Below are 21358 nucleotides of genomic sequence, written 5' to 3' on the forward strand. Positions count from 1 at the left end.
ACCTGTACCATTATAGCAAACCGATTTATTTTTTACCATGTAAATTATTTTGCTCTCGACGCGCACGATACATCGCCATCAAGTCTTTTGTCGTCATAACGACATTGACAGGCGGTCCAACCGGCTTTTTCACTTCCGACTGAACGGGTGCTACTGCTTCCGCTTCAGTAACAGATGGATCCAAAATCGAAGTGACTTCTTCCGATTGTTGCTTCTCTGCTTCTTGATCATCAAGAAGTGCCTCGCTCGATGTATCCATCGGAACAGTTTGCTCTTCTACGGTTTCACGTGTAGAAGGCGCTTCACTTACCCGCTCTTTTACAACCGTTTCTTCTGTTTCAGGTACGGTCGGCAATTCGACTTCGCTTACGTGATCTTGATTGGCTTCAGGTTCCGGTACAAGTAATTCAACGTCCGTCACCGGTACAAAGCCAGCATCTGCTTCTGCATTGTCTAAGACAACTTCTTCCGGCGCAACAGCCTCCTGCTCCGTCAAAGTAACCTCATCAGTAATTCCCTGTTCATCTGCATCTGAAACCTGTTCAACGGTTTTTGTTTCTTCCGCAGCTTCTACCGTTTCAGATACAGATTGTTTCGGACGTTGGAATCCATAAATCGGTGAAGGAACATCTGTTAAAACGAAGCGGTCTTCGCGCTCCTCTTTTTTCGGACGCTCTACCGGCTTTGTCTCACGTTCCCCCGCAAGCTCTCGACGAATTCGGGCAGCTTGCTCCTTTAGTGACTGTTCATAACGATTACTCATACGTTCACCCCTCCATCTTGTTAAAAAATCGGTCGAATCATCGACCGATTGAGAATGCTTCCCCTACTGCTGATGTATCATCAAGTACAAGAATCCCTTTTTCTTGTGGCGCATTGGCAAGTCCGAGCTCACGCGCTGAACAGAGCATACCACTTGACGGTACGCCACGTAATGCTGAAGGACGAATGATTAACCCAGACGGCATGACCGCACCCGGTTTAGCGACGACGACCTTTTGACCCGCTGCTACATTCGGCGCTCCACAAACGATTTGTAAAGTTCCGTTATCCACCTCTACCTGACAGACCGATAATTTGTCAGCATCCGGATGCTTCTCACAAGAAGCAACAAACCCGACAACGAATTTCGGAGAATAGTCAACTTGTTCGAGTGACAATTCGATATCTCGGTTTGCAAGTTCCTTTTGGATGCGTGCTGCCAATTCTTCCGTCAATTCAACCGGTCCTTGTGACTCGATCGTAAATGTATTCGACGCCTCAAACAAGTTGTAACCAACAATACGATCACCATGCTTGATTGTTGCTACGTCTCCTTCACGAGTCGCCGTCACTTCCGCACGTGGTGCGTCTTCTAAAATGATCATTAAGACGTCACCGACGCCCTCTTTATTATAAAACACATTCATTCAATCCATGACTCCCTTCCGTCTTTCTCACAATGCCTATTGTATCAGATTCTTTACTCTTTCGGCTGCTTGTTTTTCGCAAGGACGAAGACCGGCTCAAGATTGCCATCTTCATATAAGAATGGCAATGCCGTAACAGGTACACGACCGTTCGAGAAGAAATCAAACATGAGTTGTTGTAAGACATCATATCCAGCGTCATTGCGGATATCGGCAAAAATCAAGACATCCTGGTGTGGAATACCAACAGCGAATTCCCCTTCGATCCGCGCCGCGTAATCAGCTAACAATGTCTTGTTCAAGACACGACTCGCCTCATATCCGTCTCCAAGACTCAAGAAATAAAAGATGTTCCCCGCTACTTCATCTTGTTTAAATGGCGCATCGAGCGATTTCAGGTTAAAACGTGCAGCTTCCGACAGCTGTTCAGCCGTCCATTCTGCAGATGCCAATAACTCCTCGTCAATCAAACGATATGTCGCCCCTAAATCAAGTGCGTACATGATTTTCGTCTCACCAGTATGTGGTGTGCTAACAAGCGTTTTTCCTTCTTTTGTCGTATCAGCAAACGATTTAGCCCGAATGACAGGGAATATTTTCTGTTCTTGTCCAACGAGTGAAATTTGATCCGTTTGTCCGAGCACAGCACGGATGTATTCGATCGTCTCTTCGACTGCGATGACACCTCTTCGTTTTGCTTTTGCGACGAGCGGGTTCAATCCGACATCAACGCCTGATTTATCATGCTTCCGCTCAATTCGTAACACGGACTTTTCACGATCGAAATACGTTGTATAACCTTCTTCTTCGAATGTTTGTGTCATCATTCTTCGGATTTGTTGTAGTTCCACTTGATTTCATCCTTTCTATCATGAAAAAAAGCGAGTCAGCGCTCGCTTTTTTCTTAAACCGTTTCTAAAAATGCTGTCACTTGTTCTGGTGTCTTCCGCTCTTTGCCGACATAACGCCCTGTTTCTTCACCATCTCGGAACGCGACAAAGCTTGGAATTCCGAAGATGTCCATTTCCTGGGCAATTTCAATGTGATCGTCGCGATCGACATAGTAAAATTCGAACGCGTCAAACGTCTGCTCGATTTCCGGCATGAACGGATCTAAAAAGCGACAATCCGGGCACCAGTTTGCTGAGAATAAAAAGACGGCCTTGCCTTGTTTTGCTGTATCGAATTCTTGTTTGGATTGTAATGTTTTCATGATGGTTTCCTCCTTTAATTTCCCTAGAAGTCATTGCCCTCATCATAGCATATTCAAATGTGACTGTGCGTTTTTGTGCTCGGTTTGCTATACTGCAACTAGAAAACACCTTGAAAGGACTTCACTATGGCAGATCAACCAATCAAACATCCGTTCGAACGCTTCGTCGGCTTCATCGGCATGACGAGTTGTTTACGTTACGGCTATTCCTTCATTGATTCCGAACGGAGCTTACCCGAAATCTTTTTATATTTAGTTGTCGGTTTCGCGGTCATCATTCTACTCGAAGCACTCGGAAAACGACTTGCTCGGAAATTACCTGTCGTGCGCATGCGTTACTTGATACCCCTCTATCTCGTTTATCTTTACATCTTCTTCACGAGTTTTTATTCGAGTTCATTCGGATTCTCTTTATGAAATGAAAAAAAGCTGATTCAAAAGGCATGTCCTTGTTTATCCACCATTCGGTCAAACAGACACATTCTTTAGAATCAGCTTTTTGTACTTAATATTCGATTTTCAAGTCACCATCTTGAATCCGACCGAGTCGAAGTAATAACCGATAGATGAGATAACTGATGATGCCAGGCGCAATAAAACATAATACGATGACGGCTACATAGTATTCCATTTCAAATCCCATCGTCTTCAACAACATCAATGGACCAACAAAACCACTCGTCCCCATGCCTGAGCCTTCTGGGTTGCTCTCAAGCATCAACAGAACAGTCGCGAATGGCGCTAGGATAGCACCTGCGATCGTAGGCGGAATGAGAATCCAAGGATTGCGGATGATGTTTCCGACTTGGAGCATCGATGTGCCGATACTTTGTGCGATGACGCCCCCGATTCCGTTATCACGATAACTGATGACACCAAAACCAATCATTTGAGCGGCACAGCCGATCGTCGCAGCACCCGCAGCAAGTCCATCCAATCCAAGCATGATTCCAAGTGCGGCACTTGAAATCGGCGCTGTCAATGCAAGTCCCATGACGGTAGCAATGAAGATACCCATGAACAACGGTTCGCGTTCCGTCCCCCAGCGAATTATTTCACCCAGATCGGTCATGCCTTTTCCAATCCATTTCCCGGCATAACGTCCAGCAACGAATCCAACTAGCAACGTGACGAACGGCGTCAACAGAATATCGAGTCGCGTCGTCTTTGACACGAGTTTTCCGATTTCTGTTGCAAGTAGCGTCGCAATGTAACTACCTGCCGGTCCGCCAGCTTCATATCCAAATGCTCCAACCGCAACTGCTGCAAATAAGATGAGTGGCGGTGCTTCAAGCGCAAACGCTACGGCGACACCGATCGCTGGTCCCGTCAGAGCAATCGCCTGCTCGCCTAATTGAATAAGAAACCTTGCTTCGATACCACGATCTACCAACCCTTCTCCGATTGTTTGAACAATCAAGCCCATAATCAGCGAACTGAATAAACCAAGCGCCATATAACTTAATACAGTGATGAAATATACTTTAGGGCTAAGTGAAATTCCCTTTTGCTTGAACATCTTGTCACGTCCTTTACTCAACATCGCGTATCATTATACCAAATCCACTTTCGATTCGACTAGGCTGTTTTTCCAACTGACAAGACAATCAACATCATTATGTTCTCACTACAATAAAATAGACGACGGATTATAAGTCCGCCGTCTATTTCATGAGGATGGTCCTCCCCGTTCGTTATTTACTTGACTTGCAATGTTGCAAGCGTCGTCGTATCAAGATTCGTGACGAGTTTTCGTAGCAATTCCTTCGCCGCATCATAATCATCTGTATGCATGATCGATGCGTGCGTATGGATATAACGTGCCGGTAAACCAACGACTGTTGTTGGAATACCATTGTTCGAGCGATGGATGACACCGCCGTCCGTTCCACCTGCACCGACGTAGTATTGATACGGAATCTTGTTCGATTCTGCCGTATCAAGGACATAATCCGTCATCTCTTTCGAAAGAATCATGACGCTGTCTTTAATACGGAGTAATGGTCCTTGTCCGAGTTGACCAAATTCCGTTTTGTCTCCTGACGCATCATTGGCAGGAGACGCATCGACGACGAACGCCACATCAGGATCGATAAGCGTCGTCGCTGTTTGGGCACCGCGCAATCCGACTTCTTCTTGAACCGTTGCACCAGAGAACAAAATGTTCGGATGATCCGCTGCTGTCGTCTCCTCCAACAATTCGATTGCCATTCCGACACCATAGCGGTTATCCCATGCTTTCGCCATGATTTTCTTCGGATTCGCCATCGGTGTGAACGGGAAAAATGGTACTGCCGGAATACCCGGACGTACACCAAACGATTCCGCTTCTTCTTTTGAATCCGCACCGATATCGATGAACATGTCTTTGATTGCCATTGGCTTATTGCGTACTTCTTCTGTTAATAAGTGTGGTGGAATCGACGCGATGACACCAGGGATGATACCGTTGTCTGTACAGATCGAGAATCGTTGGGCAAGCAATACTTGACTCCACCAACCACCGAGCGGTTGGATCCGTAACATCCCATTCTTCGTGATTTGCGTCACCATGAATGCCACTTCGTCCATGTGTCCGGCAACCATGACTTTCGGTCCTGTCGCATCCCCTGTTCGCTTCCCGAAAATCGAACCCAGTCCATCTGTAACGATCTCATCCGTGACAGGTGTAATGCGTTCGCGAACGAACTGACGAACATCGTGTTCAAACCCTGGTGCCCCATTTAATTCCGTCAGTGTTCGAAATAACTCTCTCGTTTTTTCATTCATATGTATCGCCTCCTGTTACCCATTATACAAAAAATTGCTTCAATCACTTAACCTTTTGTTTCTCTCTGAACGAATTATTTGGTACAGTAGGAATAGAACCTGTAAGGAGGGGAATTTTAATGAAAAAACGCTATTGGATTATCGGATTGGCAGCAGCTGTCGTCGCCGCTTTCGCAGTGAAGAAGGCCGTTGACAATAAACAACTTTCTGCCGAAGAAGCGCTCGAAATCACGAAACGCACATTTTCAGCAAAAGGACGTGTCCAAGGTGCATGGATCTCTGCAACACCGGAGGCTTACGCATATGAGTCACGTGACTACCAAAGCTATAAAGGTGGCATCTCGGTCCTTGAAGGTGATGACGAAAAAACGTATCAATTCACAGTCGATGCCGAAACTGGCGCATTACTCGAATACGCTTAATCAGAAGACCGTGCTTCAATCGATGAAGTACGGTCTTTTTTTCACGTTCCTATAAAGGAGGTATGATTCATGTCCATTCTTGCTACTATCTTCGTTTTACTTGTTTCCTTAGAGCACTTTTATATCATGGCTCTTGAAATGTTCTTTTTATCCTCTAAGGCGGCACGACGTACATTCGGACTGACGGATGAAGCGGTCGCATCTAAGCAAATCCAGACGCTTTTTGCCAATCAAGGTCTCTACAATGGATTTTTAGCTGCTGGTCTTCTGTTTGGTCTGATCCGTGAAGATATTGCTGTCCAACTGTTCTTTTTAGCTTGTGTGATCATCGCCGCACTCTATGGCGCCTTGACGGCTAATCGTTCCATTTTACTTAAACAAGGATTACCCGCCATACTCGCTTTCATCTTTGTGTTGTTAGCATAAAAAAAAAGCCTCTACCCAAACGGGTAGAGGTTTTTTTGATTAGCGCGGGTTATCGTTGCGCTCATAAATCGGATTCATGTATTCCGAAGTAGAGTACAAACGTGGTACGACGATGTATAAGACGATCGCTGGTACAGCGATGATCAACAACATCAAGAGTACCGGTAACCAGTAAACGACTTTTTGATGAAGATTATCCGAGTTGCTGTCGATGTATTCTTTTACGCCATCAACTTTTGCAGCGTCGGCATTCGTCAACAATTTACCGCTATCGGCATTGAAGAAGTGAATTTCACGTTTGATTGTGATGAAGATGCCGTCACGAACTGTCTTGATGACAGCGATTCCGCCAATGACTTCTTCTCCTTTTCCGTTCGTGAACGTCTTCGGATCCTCGATTTTGACCGAACCTTTTTTATAATCGTAATGCGTCGTTGGTAATTCCTCATTTAATGCTTTTGTCATTTCTGAGGTATCAACCGCAGCAAGTACCGATTGACCGATACTTAACGCGAGAAAGAGCGCCGTTACGAAGGCTAAGCTTTTCTGCCACATCCCCAAATTCCCCCTTTACCTATAAGTACAAGTTCTTCAGTCAACAACATTGTACCAATTAATAAGAAAAAAGTGTGAAAGAAATACCAGGAAAATAAGAAAACTTTTTGTCTAAATTAATTTTGGTATGTTGCTTCCATCCGATAAATTGGTTGACCCATTGAAGAAAAGCGCTCTTCATACTCTGTCCGGACGTTATCCTCCGGTTCATTCGCATGTAGATCAAGCGACATCCAGTCAAAACGCATACCGTATGCCGACATCGTCATCAGACTCGATTCAAACAACTTTCGATTGTCAGTCTTGAAATGGATTTGTCCTTTCGCAGGTAAGATGTCTTCATACGTTGAGAGGAACGTTTTATACGTCAAACGACGTTTCGCATGGCGTGTCTTCGGCCAAGGATCCGAGAAGTTCAAATAAACGCGCGCTACTTCACCTTTTTCGAAGTAATCACGTAAATCTTTCGCATCGACCGTCAAGACGCGAACATTTGCTTGTGGAGCCTCTACTAATTTTTGAACGATCGTCACTGCTACGCTCTCAAAAAGTTCAATCGCGATGAAGTTGATCTCCGGATGTTGGTTTGCCATCCCTGTAATGAAGGCTCCTTTTCCTGACCCCACTTCGATGTAGATCGGATTATCATTTTTAAACTCTGTCGCCCAGTTTCCTTTCAGGGATGCTGGTTCTGCTATATAGATCGAGGATTGTTCCTTCATATAATCCTGTGCCCATGGTTTATGTCGTAAACGCACTATCGTTCATCCTTTCCAAACTTAAATTATCCGCAGATAAGTTTATCATGATTCGGGTAATTATATAAGAACTTCTTCAATCCCGATTGAAGAATGTTCAGCAGTTCGTCACTTGAGAAACAGTGAGCAATCTACTACACTAAAGGTACGTAAGAACTAAAAAGGAGGGCTATACCATGGAAGACTTCTTGATTGCTTGGGGCTCCCCCATCGTTCTCGTCATGGGCATCTGTGCCTTATTCGTCTGGGCGACTTTCGGAAAAGTCGACGTTGAATAAGCGCAATCTCTGTACCTTGTGTAATCGTACACAAGGTACTTTTTTTATTCTCTAAACGAATTTAGGTTGGATTTACCATGAAACAGATGTATACTTTTTTCGAAACAGATTATTTATTACAGCTATCGAACACCAAAAAACGTTGGTAAAAAGGAGAATTGTAATGAACGAAAATAAAAACAGTGATTCAAAAGAACTAGTACAGAAGAAAACAGGTGCAGACTTAGTCGTCGATTCACTCATCGAACAGGGTGTAGATTACATTTTTGGTATTCCTGGCGCCAAAATTGATTCCGTCTTCAATGTGTTACAGGATCGGGGACCTGAACTCATCGTTGCACGTCACGAACAAAATGCTGCATTCATGGCTCAAGCCATTGGTCGCTTGACAGACAAACCAGGCGTTGTACTTGTAACATCTGGCCCAGGCGCATCAAACTTAGCGACAGGTCTTGTGACAGCAAACTCTGAAGGTGACCCAGTTGTCGCAATCGCCGGAGCCGTTACACGAGCAGACCGCTTAAAACGAACACATCAGTCCATGGACAATCAGGCACTCTTTACACCGATTACGAACTTCAGTGCAGAAGTGCAAGATGCCGATAATATTCCAGAAGTACTGTCCAATGCTTTCCGAACAGCGGAAACAACATCTGGGGCTGCTTTCGTTAGTATCCCACAAGACGTCGGATTGAGCGAAGCGAACGTCACGGCATTCCGTGCGGTTGAAGCACCGAAGCTCGGTGTTGCACCAGAAGCTTGGGTTGAAGAAACAGCTCGTTTGATCCAAGATGCGAAGCTACCTGTCTTGTTGCTCGGTATGCGTGCGAGTCAGCCGGACGTCGTACATGCGATTCGTTCCCTGCTCAAACACGTCTCGATTCCTGTCGTCCAGACGTTCCAAGCGGCCGGCACATTATCACGTGAGCTTGAATCGAATTTCTATGGACGCGTCGGACTATTCCGTAACCAACCGGGAGATGCACTGCTCGCAGAAGCGGATCTCGTCCTCTCGATCGGCTATGACCCAATTGGCTATGATCCGAAATTCTGGAACCAACCGACGCACGACCGGACGCTTGTCCATATTGATCAAATGCGTGCTGAAATTGACCACTTCTATCGCCCAGACCGCGAGCTTGTCGGTGATATGGCGAAAACGGTCGATGCAATCGCCGAGCGCCTGCAACCACTCACATTACCTGAAAGTTCAGCTCAATTCCTTGAAGGATTACATCAACGTCTTGTCGATCGCGATGTTCCTCCTGTCGCGGATTCTCCGTTGACGCACCCACTCTATTTCATGAAGACGTTACGTGAAAAAATTGCGGATGATGTCACGGTAACAGTCGACGTTGGTTCTCACTATATTTGGATGGCACGTCATTTCCGTTCGTACGAACCACGTCACCTTCTCTTTAGTAATGGGATGCAAACGCTTGGTGTCGCGCTTCCTTGGGCAATCGCAGCAACACTCGTACGTCCTGGTAAGAAGGCCGTCTCGATTTCAGGTGATGGTGGATTCCTCTTCTCGGCAATGGAACTTGAGACAGCTGTTCGTTTGAACTCACCACTCGTCCACTTCGTATGGCGTGATAGCGGATTCGACATGGTCGCGTTCCAACAAGAGATGAAATACAAACGGAAATCCGGTACGTCATTTGGTGACGTCGATCTCGTCAAATATGCTGAGAGTTTCGGAGCAAAAGGATTACGCGTCAATCATCCATCTGAACTAGCCGCAATCATGGATGAAGCACTCGCGACAGAAGGACCAGTCATCGTCGATGTTCCGATTGATTATCGCGACAACATCGCGCTCGGAGAACAAGTTCATCTCGATCAATTGAACTGAGGAGGATTCACATGACACACGATAAAACACTCGTCCAGATTTCAACGATGATGGCACTACTCGACGGAGTATTCGAGAGTGAAGTCACATACGCGTCCGTTATTGATCAACGAAATTTTGGTATCGGAACGTTCGACCACTTGGATGGTGAGATGATTGGTTTTGATGGTCAGTTCTACCAGCTCCGTTCAGACGGTAGCGCTCGACCACTTCAGCCTGAGACGACAACGCCGTTTGCGACTTTGACCCGTTTCGTGCCAGAGCAAACGCTCTCCGTGACAGAAGAGATGTCAAAATCGGAATTCGAACACTGGTTGAATGAACAACTACCGACGATCAATAGTTTTTATGCCGTTCGAATTGATGGAACGTTCACAGAGGTGCAGACACGTACCGTCGCACGTCAAGAGAAACCGTTCGTTCCAATCACGGAAGCTGTCGCCTCTCAAAGCGCGCGTACTTTCGAACAAACGGAAGGAACACTCGCCGGTTACTACACACCACGGTTCGGTCACGGCATCGCCGTCGCTGGATATCATCTTCATTTCATCGATGCTGAACGCGCGGGCGGAGGCCATGTCTTTGACTACACGGTCAAGAACGTCACCGTCACATTCGAAGAAAAACCGCAGCTTGATTTACGTTTACCAACGACTGAAGCGTATCGGTCGGCGGATCTTGAAAGTCATGATATTGAAAAAGAGATTAAAATCGCAGAAGGTTAATCAAAAAAGCGTGTCGTTCCTTTTCGGAATGACACGCTTTTTAGTCGTTCGAGTATTCAAGTAACTGTTCTAGAAAATGATAGCTGTCCTCGACATCCGGATGACGCATATCTTCATACCAATACAAGGATAATACAGCTTGCGCTACGACATACCAATGCATTCGTTGTTTCAGATCATTCGTCAACGGATGACCATAATGCTCAAACCATTCGGGCCAAGCCGCTTCATCGACATAACTGTATAACATCATCCCGAGGTCATACGCACGGTCGGCAATGATCGCATCATCCCAGTCGTTCAGGTAGAGTTGACCGTCCGCTCCCGTCAACCAATTATTATGATTTAGATCTGAATGACAGACGACTTGTTCATCCGTTCTTACTTGCTCCAGATTTCGTTCGAGATAATCCATCGCAAGTTCTACCAGTTCTGGATTCTCTAAGTCTTCTGGTTGAAAATATAAGTGACATTGGCGCAATAACTCATCAGGCTCGATCGGACGTTGGTCAAGCTGTTGTAGCATGAACAGCAATTCCTTCGAATCATGGATTTTCCCAAGCAAACGCGCCACTTCCGGACGTTCCATCATTTCCGGCTCCAACTCGTCGCCTTCAATGAATTGTTGCGCACTGATGACATCCCCGCTATAGATTCGTTTCGTCCATAATAATTTCGGGACGATTCCGTCCGCGGATAAAATCGCCAAGAACGGCGATGAATTTCGTTTTAAGAACAATTTTGATTGTCCGGTTGAAGCGATGTACGCTTCTCCTGTGATTCCACCTGCTGGCGTAAGGGTCCAGCCTTCGCCAAGCGCATCTAAAATATCTATTTCCATTATAATCCGCTCAACTTTTTTAGTAGATTTGCCTAAGGCACAATGCTTATCTTAACACGTCGCAATCGTCGTTGACAACGGAAGGACTTGAATCCTATCGACACCTTTCAGAAGCGGGTCGACCGAGGCATCATCCCCTTGGACATGTACATTCCAGCGCGAGTGATCGAGTGAGACTTCCACGATTTCGTGCGTCGTATTGTAGACAACGAGCGTGCGTTGCCACGCATCGTACGAATGGATCGCTTCGACTTCGTAGGCGATGACACCCGGACGTAAGTTGATGAAACGAAGCAGTTCTCGAACCTGATTCGCCCGGTGTAGACGGAATCCGCCATGCATTCTGCGAATTTGTAAAATCGTCTTGATATACGTAACGAGTGAGAGATGATCATCCCGGCGTTCCCAGTCCATTCGGTTGATTTCGTCCGATGCATTATAACTGTTTTCGACACCTTGTTTCGTACGCAAGAACTCTTGACCCGCATGCAGAAACGGAATGCCTTGCGCAAGCAAAGCGATCGTTTGAGCTAATCGACTCATCCGTAATAACTGAAGTTCGTCCGCTTCCGGACAGGAGATCTTCAATTTGTCGTACAGCGTATGGTTATCGTGCGCCTCGACATAGTTGATCGAATACGTCGGTTCCGGAAAACGTCCATACGTTTGGTTATCGATATGAACACTACCCGCAATCCCGTTTCGGACCTCTCCTTCTTTCCATCCGTCTCCGGCAACGAATCCTCGATCGTATGCACTGAACGTCGATCCTTTCAAGGCATCACGGAACACGTCATTAAAATGAGCGATTCGCGGCATTTGCGCAGCCGAGGCGCTCATCGCTTTGAATCGTTCCGGCAATGCCGTCGCAAGATCCCAGCCCTCTCCATACACAAGAATCGTAGGATCAATCGCATCGAGTGCTGCACGTACTTCATTCATCGTCTCAATGTCATGAATGCCCATTAAATCAAATCGAAACGCATCAATGCGGTAGACACGAGCAAAGTATGTCAAGCAATCAACGATGAGTCGACGCATCATGAATCGCTCGGATGCGGTATCGTTTCCAACACCCGTTCCGTTTGAGAGCGTGCCGTCTACTTCGTAACGGAAATAATAACCCGGAACGAGCTGTTCAAGAGAGGAACGCTCCCGAACAAAAACGTGGTTCATGACGACATCGAACGTAACACGAATCCCTGCTTCATGGAGTCGCTCCACCATATCCGCGTATTCTCGGACGCGAACGAGCGGTGCGACCGAACTCGCGTAGCTCCCAGCTAATCCGAACCAAAGCATCGGATCGTATCCCCAGTTATATGGCGACCTTGTTCGTTCATCGGTCGTTTCGAAGAAGTGGACCGGCAACAGCTGCAGATGCGTAATCCCGAGATCAAGAAGATAATCAAGACCTGTCGCATGTCCACGAGAAGAAACTGTTCCACGTTCCGCCACCCCTGCATATTGTCCCGGATGACTTGAACCAGCGGAACGATCAATCGTAAAATCGCGAATATTTGCTTCATAGATGACAGCGTCCGACGGTTTGACGAACAGAGGACGCGCGACTCGCTTTGGAAACCACTCGGAAATCGTCTGTTCAACGTCGGCGATGACACCGTAACGACCGTTCTCCGATATCGCATGAGCGTATGGATCGACGACTTCATGTGTGCCAACGTACGTCGTCACTTCATAGCGGTACCATCGTTCTGCTGACTCTTGCCCAAGTCGAAGGTGATAGGTACCTTGCTCTTGTCGCTCCATCTTGTGTCTTCCGAGTACCTGTTCATCTTGATCGTATACGATACACACGATTTGCTCTGCGACAGGCGACCAGACAGCAAAATGATACGTATCGTCTTCTTCCCAGACACCGAGCTTCTCTTCATAACGGTACTTTCGCTCGAACGCTTCCGTCCGAACTAATCGATCAGGAACGACACGGATTGACCTGCCTGCTCCGAACACCTCATAGCGGCATTCTAACTCGACTGGTTTAAGAACCGTTAACTCATAAATCACGAACTGTTCCTCTCGATGCGTTTCGGTCTGTTGAATTTCAAGCGGTTTCCCATCACATTCAAGCGACCAGTGGATTGACGGATTGCCTTCGACCTCGACTCGGATGCTTCGAAACGATGAGAACTCTGCCCGGATCACCGGTATTACCACCTCTTGGTTCGTCATGTCTTTCGCAACGACAATGCCGTCGCTTCCTCCCCTACTCTTGAATTCGTGACTGCCCTTCACTTAGAATTGCCATTTGAAACGGGATCGATACGGTCTCTTTTAGGATTTTTTCACACACCCGCATCTGAAACGCTTTTGTATGAGGCGCACTTGCATTCATTCGTTGCAGCCAGTTTGGAAACTCGACTTTATTGACGTAAGTCGTCGTCGTCTCTTTTGGAATCTGATCAAAATAACCTGAAGGTGCTAAAATGACTCGTTCGATCGGCAAGACATAATCTCGCCCAAGTACGACGCGTAGAATATCTTCCGTCCGCTTTAAACCGATGTTCGGATTCAAAATTTGTTTTGTGGATGCCTTGAACGGTTGTTCCCGCCACAACTTATCTCGCCGGATATGATAGATACTTTCGTCACCGTCAAGCCATTCCATGATATAAATCGCGGATGGACCGACGACAAACGGACTCAATTCGACTTCCCCGACTTGATATTGAATGACGGCGCGATAAAACATTGCATACTGTTCATTCAAGAGGTGTAACATCTGATAAAAGTCTAAATGACGTTTTAACGGAATCCGCCAAATGTCCTCTTCGCCCGCTCCACCAGTGACGTTTAATAATTTTTGTAACTCGAGACGTTTTTTGTACCATTTATCAAACGCTCTTCGAGATAATTGTTTACCCGGAAGTTGAATGACTTCGCTTTTTTTCATCACTTGCCACCACTTCTTCGGACGGATGAGCGTTTCCCCGGGAAATAATTCTCCAGCCTCCCATCTACGATAGACATGAGCGTAATCAAGCGCCTGATGTTCACCGAACCGTTTTGTCATCTCAAGCGGATTTTTTTCAAATCGACTATCTAAGTCATATAGTTTCATCAAGATTGCGATGGGGATCACCTCATTCCTCTTTACCTAGATGAATCCGGTAAACCGGTTCATATCGCGGCGAAACGCCTGGTCGTACTTCAAACAGAATAAGTTCACGAACAGTCCATTCCACCGGTTGTATCGGATTCGTCGTCCATTCTTCCGCCTCCGTGCGCCACTTCTTCGCGATCGTGACATGCGGAACGAATGGTTTAGTCGCACTTGGATCAATCAGACGCACTAATCGAAACAATTCCTCTGCTTCTGTTCCGAATCCGACGACACGTGGTCGCTCGCTTTGTCCAAAGGTAATTAGACGATCTAATCGAAGTACGAAAGGTTCGATCGTGCGCGCAATCTCCTGCAGTTGCTGTTTCCACGATCGTTGTTCTTCTTCCTCCAGCGGGCCAAAAAAACGAAGCGTCAAATGGTACTCTTCTAACGTATAGACATTTCGAAAGTAATCAGATAGAGATAAACGATTAGCGATATTTGCTAAATCTTCAGAAGGAATCGGTAAGGCAACGAAAAAGTGTCGTTCCTGTCTCATCGTATCTTCACTCCTTCATTCGACCACTGACACTGTACAGGACGGCACCAAGAATACTGCTAATTGTATATACCCAAAAGACGGTATAGATTGTACTTTGGTCTAGCACAAACCCACTCATCAAGTTAAACAGCGCTGTCGCTAGCCCTGTCGTCGTTGCCATATATGTACTGACAGCTGTTGCGACCATCGTCTCTGGAACGAGTGACCGAACATAGTCTAATGCAACAGGGATCAACAATCCGACGATCATTCCTTGCATCGCAGACAATACCCAAAGCATGACGATCGGAAGCTCTAATGCGATCATCGCCGTACGAGCAGCTGACAGCAAGGAAATGAAGACAAGAACTGGAATCGCTCCGAATCGTAACAATAGACGCGAAGCGATGCGCATGAACGGGATTTCGCACAGAACGGCGACGAAGAACAAGGTCCCGACGAGCGCGGTTGTCTCTCCACGAATCGTGACGTAGCTGCCAAAGTAATAGTTATTGGCGAAGATCGGTCCGAAGATCAAACTCCCTCCCGCTAAGAATAACAAGAAGCGTCGATTCGAAAAGAGTTGTTTCAACGGTACCTGTTGTTGATGTGAAATGTGTACGTTCCCCGTTTCTTCAATACCGATCAACACAAGAAAACCAAGAACCCAAGCTGCACCGGTCGCATAAAAAATCAGACCAAGTCCGCCCTCTTCAGTGATTTGTCCAAGGATGAAGACGGCTAAAGCAAAACCAGCTGATCCAAAAAGACGCAAGGCGCCATAATCTACCTTACGTTTTCGTGTATATTCGATCGCTAATGTATCAACGAGTGGAATATGCGCACACTGGAATAATGCCCAGACACATGAAATCAACAGTAAAAGTAGATAAGCGGACGTCAGTAAGTAACTTAATGTAAATACTCCAGCGGCGAGCATGGCAACGAGTAAGAGACGTTTCGGCTTTCCGAGTCGATCTGCCGCGATGCCCCAAACGGGCTGTAAGAAAATAGAGAGAATCGGTCCGATCGCAACGATTGTACCAATCTCTGAAGCGGACAGACCGAACGCATCGCTTGAGAAATAAAGCGCAAGATACGGAATGAGTGCACCTTGTCCAAAGAAAATAAAGAAATATAACGCTTGGAAATGATAAGTTTGACGATTTTTCACACGGAACTTCCTTTCAAGAAGCAATCCCCCCATCTTCACGATGCGGGGGATCATCAGTCATTATTTTGCGAGTTCATAAATTGCTTCTGCATAAATCGCGACAGCAAGCAAGAGTTCTTCAAAATCAACATATTCATCGACTTGGTGGGCAACTTCAGGACCACCTGGGAAGACTGGTCCAAATGCAACCCCTGCCGTCAACGAACGTGCATATGTACCACCACCGATAGCAATCAGATCAGCTGGTTGGTTCGTATGACGTTCATACACGGCACTCAGTGTCTGAATCAATTCATGATCCGGATCGACATGGTGTGGTGTCATATGTGTTCGAGTCTGTAACTCGAAGCCATATCCCGCTGCCGCTTCCTTGATGATTTGCAAGCGTTCCGTGAAGTCTGCTGAATAAGGATAACGGATGTTGATCGACGCTGTTCCTTGCTCTTCTGCATACCGGAATACACCACCGTTGATCGTTAAGTCACCTGTCTCGTCTGAAGCAGCGACACCAATCGCTACACCGCGAGAATCACGGAACATGTGCGTGACAAGCTGAATATAACGACGACCGTTATAATCCAAGTGAAGCGTATTGAGGAAACGTGCTAAATGTAAGGCAGCATTTTTACCGTTATCCGGCTCCATCGCATGGGCTGCGACACCGTTCACATCAAGAACAAGACCTTCCGTTTCTTGCTTGACCGTCCCAGACAAGCCTTGTTCTTCAAGATACGTATGGAAATCCGTTTCAAGCGTCCCCAATTCGACGACACGAAGAAGTGCTTGGGCATGACCCGGAACCATGTTCGGACGTTCGCCGCCTTCAAAACGAACGAGATGGTAGCCTGTATCAGATGCTTGCGCTGGTTTCCCTTGAATCAATAACCCATCATACAGTCCTTTTTCCGCATTGATGATCGGGAAGTCGGCATCTGGTGCAAAGCCGAGAGTCGGCATCTCTTCATGTTTGAAGTAATGATTCACACAACGCCATTCACTCTCTTCATCTCCTCCAGCAATCAAACGAATACGTTTTGAGAGCGGTAATCCGAGTTCTTTGACGATCTTCAAGGCATAATAAGCTGCCATCGTCGGTCCTTTATCATCGATTGCACCGCGCGCATACAGTTTCCCATCGACAAGCGTTGGGTTAAATGGACCGTATGTCCAGTGATCGCCACCAGCTGGTACGACGTCTAAGTGACAAAGAATACCGAGTAACTCTTCCCCTTGACCATATTCCAAATGTCCGGCGTATCCATCAACATTTTTTGTCTTGAATCCGTCTCGTTCCCCTGTCGCGAGCATCCAATCAAGGGCTCGTTTGACTTCTTGACCAAACGGTGCACCTTCTTCGATTGTTGATTCATCAAGTATACTCGGAATCCGCAGTAGTTCTTTTAAATCCTCTAATAAGTCCTCGCGACGCGCGAGTACTTCTTCTTTCCAATTCACCATCTGATTTCGCTCCTTCATTCTAGGTTGAATTCGTTTCCTATACACCTTTCTAGTATAGCGAATATTCGTTCAGATACGAACATCCAAATTCTGTTTTCTTTTTTATTTGTTTAAATAACGAACATTAAACGATATTAAAACTCCAATTATCGACTTTACAATCTGTTTGAATATGTTTTTTATGCAAACGTTCGGTTAAATCACTTGCAATTTAACATCAAAACGTTATACTAAAGGCGAAACAACTGGATATTGCATTGTCTTTTGTCACCCGAAGCTTTAGAACACTATTCTATCCATTGGGGGAGTGGTTATACCAATGAAAGATTCTACAGACCGTATGTTGACCCGGATTAAATCGATTTATCTCTACATCCAAGAGAACGGAGCTACTACGACAGCAGAGTTGGTTGAAGAGTTTGGCATCACTTCAAGGACCGTTCAGCGGGATTTGAACGTGCTCGAATACAACAATCTCATTGTGAGCCCTCGACGCGGTACATGGACGTCGAGCAAGAAACAAAAGCAAGCGGGTTGATCCACTGTTTCACTATGTATATCTTTCGATGACGCGATTCTTCGCGTCTTTTTTTGTTATCTTTTTTAAAACGTGGGGTATAGCTATTGGGAGAAGGAGTTGAGCAGAATGAATATTTTAATCATTGGAGCAAACGGAACGACCGGACGCAAGATGGTCGAATTGATCGCTAAACAAGGTGATCATCAAGCAATCGCGGTCGTACGAGAAGAAAATCAAATCAACGATTTGATTGCACTCGGTGCATCTGAAGTCAGACTTGGGGATTTGACGAAGGATGTCAGTGGTGTCATCAGTAATGCGGACGTCGTCATCTTTGCAGCGGGTGCTGGTGGCGCATCAGACGAATTGACGCGCGCCGTCGATCAAGAAGGCGCAATTAAAGTCATCGATGCAGCAAAAGCCAACGGTATCGATCGTTTCCTGATGCTCAGTTCAGTAGGTACCGAAGAACCAAAAGGTGAATTGAAAGTATATCTCGAATCTAAAGCAACAGCAGACGCACACCTCCAGGAAAGCGGACTCAATTATACGATCGTACGTCCTGGTCCACTCAGCTACGACGACCCGGCAGGCACTGTCGAAACGAAAGAGCATTTCGATTCATACGAAGATCGTAAGGTGTCGCGTGATGATATCGCAGCATTATTCGTTCACTTGATCGATCATCCGACACAATCTCGTGTATTCGAAGTACTCAGTGGTCCTTATCCAATCGCAGAAGCATTGCGTAATCAATAATCGAAACCCATAACAAAAGGCGATGGAATGTACGCTCATTCCACCGCCTTTTCGTTTTGCTTATTCAGGTTGCCACTCAAACAAAAACAGTTCCGCTGGCGTCAGTTCACGATAATCTCCGAGCGCAAGTGCCGGATCGAGTTCCAAGCGGCCAATCGAGCGCCGTTTCAAGAACGTGACCTCTTTCCCGAGCGCAAGCATCATCCGTTTGACTTGATGGAACTTCCCTTCCGTGATCGTCAATTCAAGCGTTGAATCTGTTTCTGTCGTCGATAAGATGACAAGTTTTCCCGGCTTTGCTCGGTAGCCATCTTCTAACGTGACGCCTGCCGCAACCGCTTCGATGTCTTCTTGCGTCAACACTCCTGTCACTTCTGCGTAATACGTTTTTTCGACGTGTTTCTTTGGAGACATTAAAGCGTGATTAAACGACCCATCATTCGTCAACAGCAATAGACCCTCTGTATCTTTATCGAGTCGTCCGACCGGGAACGGTTTGAAATACGTCACGTCTTCAAACAACAGATCAATAACGGTCTCATCTCGTTTATCTTCTGTTGCACTAATGACACCCGGTGGTTTATTCATCATCAAGTAGATGTATTTTTGATACGTAACCGGTTCCCCATACATCAGAACCTGTTGCGTCTCGACATCGACATGTTGTTTCGGATCACGCACGATCTCTCCATCGACTTGAATCGCCCCTGCCTTCAGCAGCAGCTTCACTTCTTTTCGGGAGCCTGCTCCCATGTTGGATAACAATTTATCTAGACGCATGACCTCGTCCTCGTTTCAATGAAATTTTACGCCCTAATACGACTTCTGCTAAGCCACTCCAAATCGAGAGTCCTGCAAAAATCACGATTCCGACTGCTGCACCTACGATCAGAATCAATAGAGACGCCCATGTCGTCTCTGGCAAGATGGATACCATTCCCCACTTGACGAGCGCGACACCCGCTCCCATCAAGGCACTGATGATCAAGATCAACGACGTCCGGCGTAAGACCGTACTGAATGGGAACTTCACCGTTTGTGTGATCCGGAAGAACATCAAACCGGTCGCAACGAGATAGCCGATGATCGTCGCATATCCAGCACCTGTTCCATCACCCGTCAAATGAATCAACGGTGCATTCAAGAGATACTTCGCAAGTAATCCAGCAAGTGTTGCGATGATCGTAAAGTACTGACGGTTAATCCCTTGAAGGACCGCTGCCGTGACTGAATAAAGGGCAAGGAACAAGGCACTTGGTGCATAACTCAACAGATAGACCCATGCTGCTTGATCTTTCGGAAAGAGCACATGGAACGTTTCTTCACTGAGGAGAATCATTCCAACAACTGCCGGAATCGTCACGAAGAAGACGAGTTGATAAATCTGTGAAATTTGAGCCCGTACTTTTCGCATATCTCCTTGCGTGAAGGAAGCTGTCAACAGTGGCGTCGCAGACAACGATAAGCCTGTTGCGACCGAGACCGGAATCAAGACGATCTTATGACTATCCGCAATCAGATAGGCCGTCGCATTTCCGGCAGCTTCGAGCGTATAGCCAATACTTTGTAACGCGGCATTCATCGTGTTCTGATCGATGACTTGGTAAAGCGGCGTCGAAAGACCGACCATGACGATTGGAATCGCGTACGTCAATAATTCCTTATACAAATCCGTTAACGGGCGATCCGGCGAACGGACGATTTGTGTAGCGCGTAGTTCTTGTAAACCACTGGATCGTTTGCGGAAGTAATAGATGAGAACCGCGACACTACCGATTGCACCAATGAATGCGCTGAACGTTGCAATCGTCGCTGCAAAGGCTACACCTGAATCAAATAAATAGATGGCGATGCTGACTCCTACGAGTAAGAAGATGATGCGGACGATTTGTTCTAGAATTTGCGAAATCGCAGTCGGTCCCATCGATTGATACCCTTGGAAATATCCACGCGTCATACTCATCGGTGGAATCAAGAGTAACGCAAAACTAACCCCTCGAATCGTCATCGTGACGGCATCGACGTACGAGGCTGAATCGACGTCACCGCCTGGAATCGCCCGGTGTGCTAAATACGGTGCAAGGAAGAATAAGGCAAGAAAAGAAACAACCCCGGTCAAGGACATGATTTTTAGACCAGACCGATACAAACGTTCACTCGTATCATATTCTCCTAACGCATTGTATTTGGCGACGAATTTCGAGACGGCAACAGGAATCCCCGCTGTCGCAAGACCAATCATGATCGCATAGTAGTTGTAGGCATAGGTATAGAACATGATACCTGTCGCACCGACCATGAACTGAAACGGAAAGAGATAAATCAAACCCAGTGCGCGGGAAATCAGTGACGCACCGGACAGGAGCATCGTTCCACGAACGAATCCTGCATTGCCGGAAGAAGTAGACTGCTTATTACTGACTGTGGACATGGTAACATCCCTCACGCTTTCTAATTTTTAAATCGACACTCTAATCGTGACTGTCTCATTATACAAGTTCTCTCGTACACAATTGCAAATCATTATACCGCTGTCTATCTTGAATTGAAAGAGACGGTTTGTTTACAGTCGCAACTTCTGCTAAAGTGAA

The 21358-nt window shown here is 46.4% G+C and carries 24 protein-coding genes; 8 read left to right on the forward strand and 16 right to left on the reverse strand.

The genetic code is table 11. The annotated features are described in order from the left end of the window. Positions 1 to 25: 25 nt before the first annotated feature. Genes B3S86_RS10065 through B3S86_RS10080 form a run of 4 tightly spaced genes read right to left on the reverse strand, consistent with a single transcriptional unit; the run spans position 26 to position 2622 of the window. Positions 26 to 763, reverse strand: coding sequence for a hypothetical protein (locus B3S86_RS10065; RefSeq protein ID WP_290752088.1), 738 nt, complete (start codon positions 761 to 763; stop codon positions 26 to 28). Between the two features lie 37 nt (positions 764 to 800). Then, positions 801 to 1409: a YtpR family tRNA-binding protein gene (ytpR, locus tag B3S86_RS10070; RefSeq protein ID WP_035406183.1), complete on the reverse strand. Its 609-nt coding sequence runs from the start codon at positions 1407 to 1409 to the stop codon at positions 801 to 803. A 53-nt stretch (positions 1410 to 1462) separates the two neighbouring features. Further along, positions 1463 to 2260, reverse strand: a complete 798-nt coding sequence (locus B3S86_RS10075) for a DUF1444 domain-containing protein (protein WP_056062718.1) — start codon at positions 2258 to 2260, stop codon at positions 1463 to 1465. Positions 2261 to 2313: 53 nt separating this feature from the next. After that, positions 2314 to 2622, reverse strand: a complete 309-nt coding sequence (locus tag B3S86_RS10080) for a thioredoxin family protein (protein ID WP_035406177.1) — start codon at positions 2620 to 2622, stop codon at positions 2314 to 2316. A 126-nt stretch (positions 2623 to 2748) separates the two neighbouring features. On the opposite strand from B3S86_RS10080, the gene B3S86_RS10085 reads away from it, so the two are divergent. After that, complete coding sequence (locus B3S86_RS10085) at positions 2749 to 3039, forward strand: hypothetical protein (RefSeq protein WP_056062721.1); 291 nt, start codon at positions 2749 to 2751, stop codon at positions 3037 to 3039. Between the two features lie 88 nt (positions 3040 to 3127). Here B3S86_RS10085 and B3S86_RS10090 read toward each other — a convergent pair whose 3' ends face one another. Both B3S86_RS10090 and B3S86_RS10095 read right to left on the reverse strand, forming a co-directional pair. Then, complete coding sequence (locus B3S86_RS10090) at positions 3128 to 4141, reverse strand: PTS transporter subunit IIC (RefSeq protein WP_214852777.1); 1014 nt, start codon at positions 4139 to 4141, stop codon at positions 3128 to 3130. A gap of 179 nt (positions 4142 to 4320) precedes the next feature. Then, the gene (locus B3S86_RS10095; RefSeq protein WP_056062727.1) at positions 4321 to 5391 is read right to left on the reverse strand and encodes a M42 family metallopeptidase; all 1071 of its coding nucleotides are present in this window, start codon (positions 5389 to 5391) and stop codon (positions 4321 to 4323) included. Between the two features lie 119 nt (positions 5392 to 5510). Between B3S86_RS10095 and B3S86_RS10100 the strand changes: the two genes are divergently transcribed. Both B3S86_RS10100 and B3S86_RS10105 read left to right on the forward strand, forming a co-directional pair. Then, positions 5511 to 5813: a PepSY domain-containing protein gene (locus B3S86_RS10100; RefSeq protein WP_012371126.1), complete on the forward strand. Its 303-nt coding sequence runs from the start codon at positions 5511 to 5513 to the stop codon at positions 5811 to 5813. A gap of 69 nt (positions 5814 to 5882) precedes the next feature. After that, complete coding sequence (locus tag B3S86_RS10105; RefSeq protein ID WP_035406166.1) at positions 5883 to 6239, forward strand: DUF1304 domain-containing protein; 357 nt, start codon at positions 5883 to 5885, stop codon at positions 6237 to 6239. Positions 6240 to 6278: 39 nt separating this feature from the next. On the opposite strand, the gene B3S86_RS10110 is transcribed toward B3S86_RS10105, so the two are convergent. Together B3S86_RS10110 and trmB are read right to left on the reverse strand one after the other, a co-directional pair. Continuing rightward, positions 6279 to 6794, reverse strand: a complete 516-nt coding sequence (locus B3S86_RS10110) for a hypothetical protein (protein ID WP_035406163.1) — start codon at positions 6792 to 6794, stop codon at positions 6279 to 6281. Positions 6795 to 6910: 116 nt separating this feature from the next. Continuing rightward, a complete protein-coding gene (trmB, locus tag B3S86_RS10115; protein WP_035406161.1) occupies positions 6911 to 7552 on the reverse strand; it encodes a tRNA (guanosine(46)-N7)-methyltransferase TrmB in 642 nt (213 codons plus the stop codon). A 176-nt stretch (positions 7553 to 7728) separates the two neighbouring features. On the opposite strand from trmB, the gene cydS reads away from it, so the two are divergent. From cydS to budA, 3 genes are all read left to right on the forward strand, one after another. Continuing rightward, positions 7729 to 7830 (forward strand): cytochrome bd oxidase small subunit CydS, encoded by a 102-nt coding sequence (cydS, locus tag B3S86_RS15410; RefSeq protein ID WP_414651135.1) that lies wholly within the window; start codon positions 7729 to 7731, stop codon positions 7828 to 7830. A gap of 163 nt (positions 7831 to 7993) precedes the next feature. Then, on the forward strand, positions 7994 to 9685 hold the full coding sequence (gene alsS / locus B3S86_RS10120) for an acetolactate synthase AlsS (RefSeq protein WP_056062730.1): 1692 nt from the start codon (positions 7994 to 7996) through the stop codon (positions 9683 to 9685). 11 nt (positions 9686 to 9696) lie between these two features. Beyond that, complete coding sequence (gene budA / locus B3S86_RS10125; protein ID WP_214852765.1) at positions 9697 to 10410, forward strand: acetolactate decarboxylase; 714 nt, start codon at positions 9697 to 9699, stop codon at positions 10408 to 10410. A gap of 40 nt (positions 10411 to 10450) precedes the next feature. Here budA and B3S86_RS10130 read toward each other — a convergent pair whose 3' ends face one another. From B3S86_RS10130 to pepV, 6 genes are all read right to left on the reverse strand, one after another. Further along, positions 10451 to 11251, reverse strand: a complete 801-nt coding sequence (locus B3S86_RS10130; protein WP_056062733.1) for a phosphotransferase family protein — start codon at positions 11249 to 11251, stop codon at positions 10451 to 10453. Positions 11252 to 11302: 51 nt separating this feature from the next. Continuing rightward, positions 11303 to 13417, reverse strand: a complete 2115-nt coding sequence (gene pulA / locus B3S86_RS10135) for a type I pullulanase (RefSeq protein ID WP_290752110.1) — start codon at positions 13415 to 13417, stop codon at positions 11303 to 11305. A 61-nt stretch (positions 13418 to 13478) separates the two neighbouring features. Further along, positions 13479 to 14354, reverse strand: coding sequence for a hypothetical protein (locus B3S86_RS10140; protein ID WP_290752113.1), 876 nt, complete (start codon positions 14352 to 14354; stop codon positions 13479 to 13481). A 1-nt stretch (position 14355) separates the two neighbouring features. Next, complete coding sequence (gene thpR, locus B3S86_RS10145; protein ID WP_290752116.1) at positions 14356 to 14874, reverse strand: RNA 2',3'-cyclic phosphodiesterase; 519 nt, start codon at positions 14872 to 14874, stop codon at positions 14356 to 14358. Positions 14875 to 14881: 7 nt separating this feature from the next. After that, positions 14882 to 16030 (reverse strand): MFS transporter, encoded by a 1149-nt coding sequence (locus B3S86_RS10150; protein ID WP_290752119.1) that lies wholly within the window; start codon positions 16028 to 16030, stop codon positions 14882 to 14884. A 60-nt stretch (positions 16031 to 16090) separates the two neighbouring features. Beyond that, the gene (gene pepV / locus B3S86_RS10155) at positions 16091 to 17488 is read right to left on the reverse strand and encodes a dipeptidase PepV (RefSeq protein ID WP_290752122.1); all 1398 of its coding nucleotides are present in this window, start codon (positions 17486 to 17488) and stop codon (positions 16091 to 16093) included. A 319-nt stretch (positions 17489 to 17807) separates the two neighbouring features. Between pepV and B3S86_RS10160 the strand changes: the two genes are divergently transcribed. Continuing rightward, positions 17808 to 18026, forward strand: coding sequence for a DeoR family transcriptional regulator (locus B3S86_RS10160; RefSeq protein WP_023469095.1), 219 nt, complete (start codon positions 17808 to 17810; stop codon positions 18024 to 18026). 108 nt (positions 18027 to 18134) lie between these two features. Then, positions 18135 to 18767 (forward strand): SDR family oxidoreductase, encoded by a 633-nt coding sequence (locus tag B3S86_RS10165; RefSeq protein ID WP_035406145.1) that lies wholly within the window; start codon positions 18135 to 18137, stop codon positions 18765 to 18767. A 60-nt stretch (positions 18768 to 18827) separates the two neighbouring features. Here the strand turns inward: B3S86_RS10165 and B3S86_RS10170 are convergent, their stop codons facing one another. Together B3S86_RS10170 and B3S86_RS10175 are read right to left on the reverse strand one after the other, a co-directional pair. After that, the gene (locus tag B3S86_RS10170; RefSeq protein WP_290752126.1) at positions 18828 to 19547 is read right to left on the reverse strand and encodes a pseudouridine synthase; all 720 of its coding nucleotides are present in this window, start codon (positions 19545 to 19547) and stop codon (positions 18828 to 18830) included. Beyond that, a complete protein-coding gene (locus B3S86_RS10175) occupies positions 19534 to 21198 on the reverse strand; it encodes a putative polysaccharide biosynthesis protein (protein ID WP_290752128.1) in 1665 nt (554 codons plus the stop codon). Before B3S86_RS10175 ends, B3S86_RS10170 begins: the two co-directional genes overlap by 14 nt. Positions 21199 to 21358: the final 160 nt, after the last annotated feature.

Source organism: Exiguobacterium sp. UBA3968, from assembly GCF_002385115.1.
Taxonomy (GTDB): domain Bacteria; phylum Bacillota; class Bacilli; order Exiguobacteriales; family Exiguobacteriaceae; genus Exiguobacterium_A.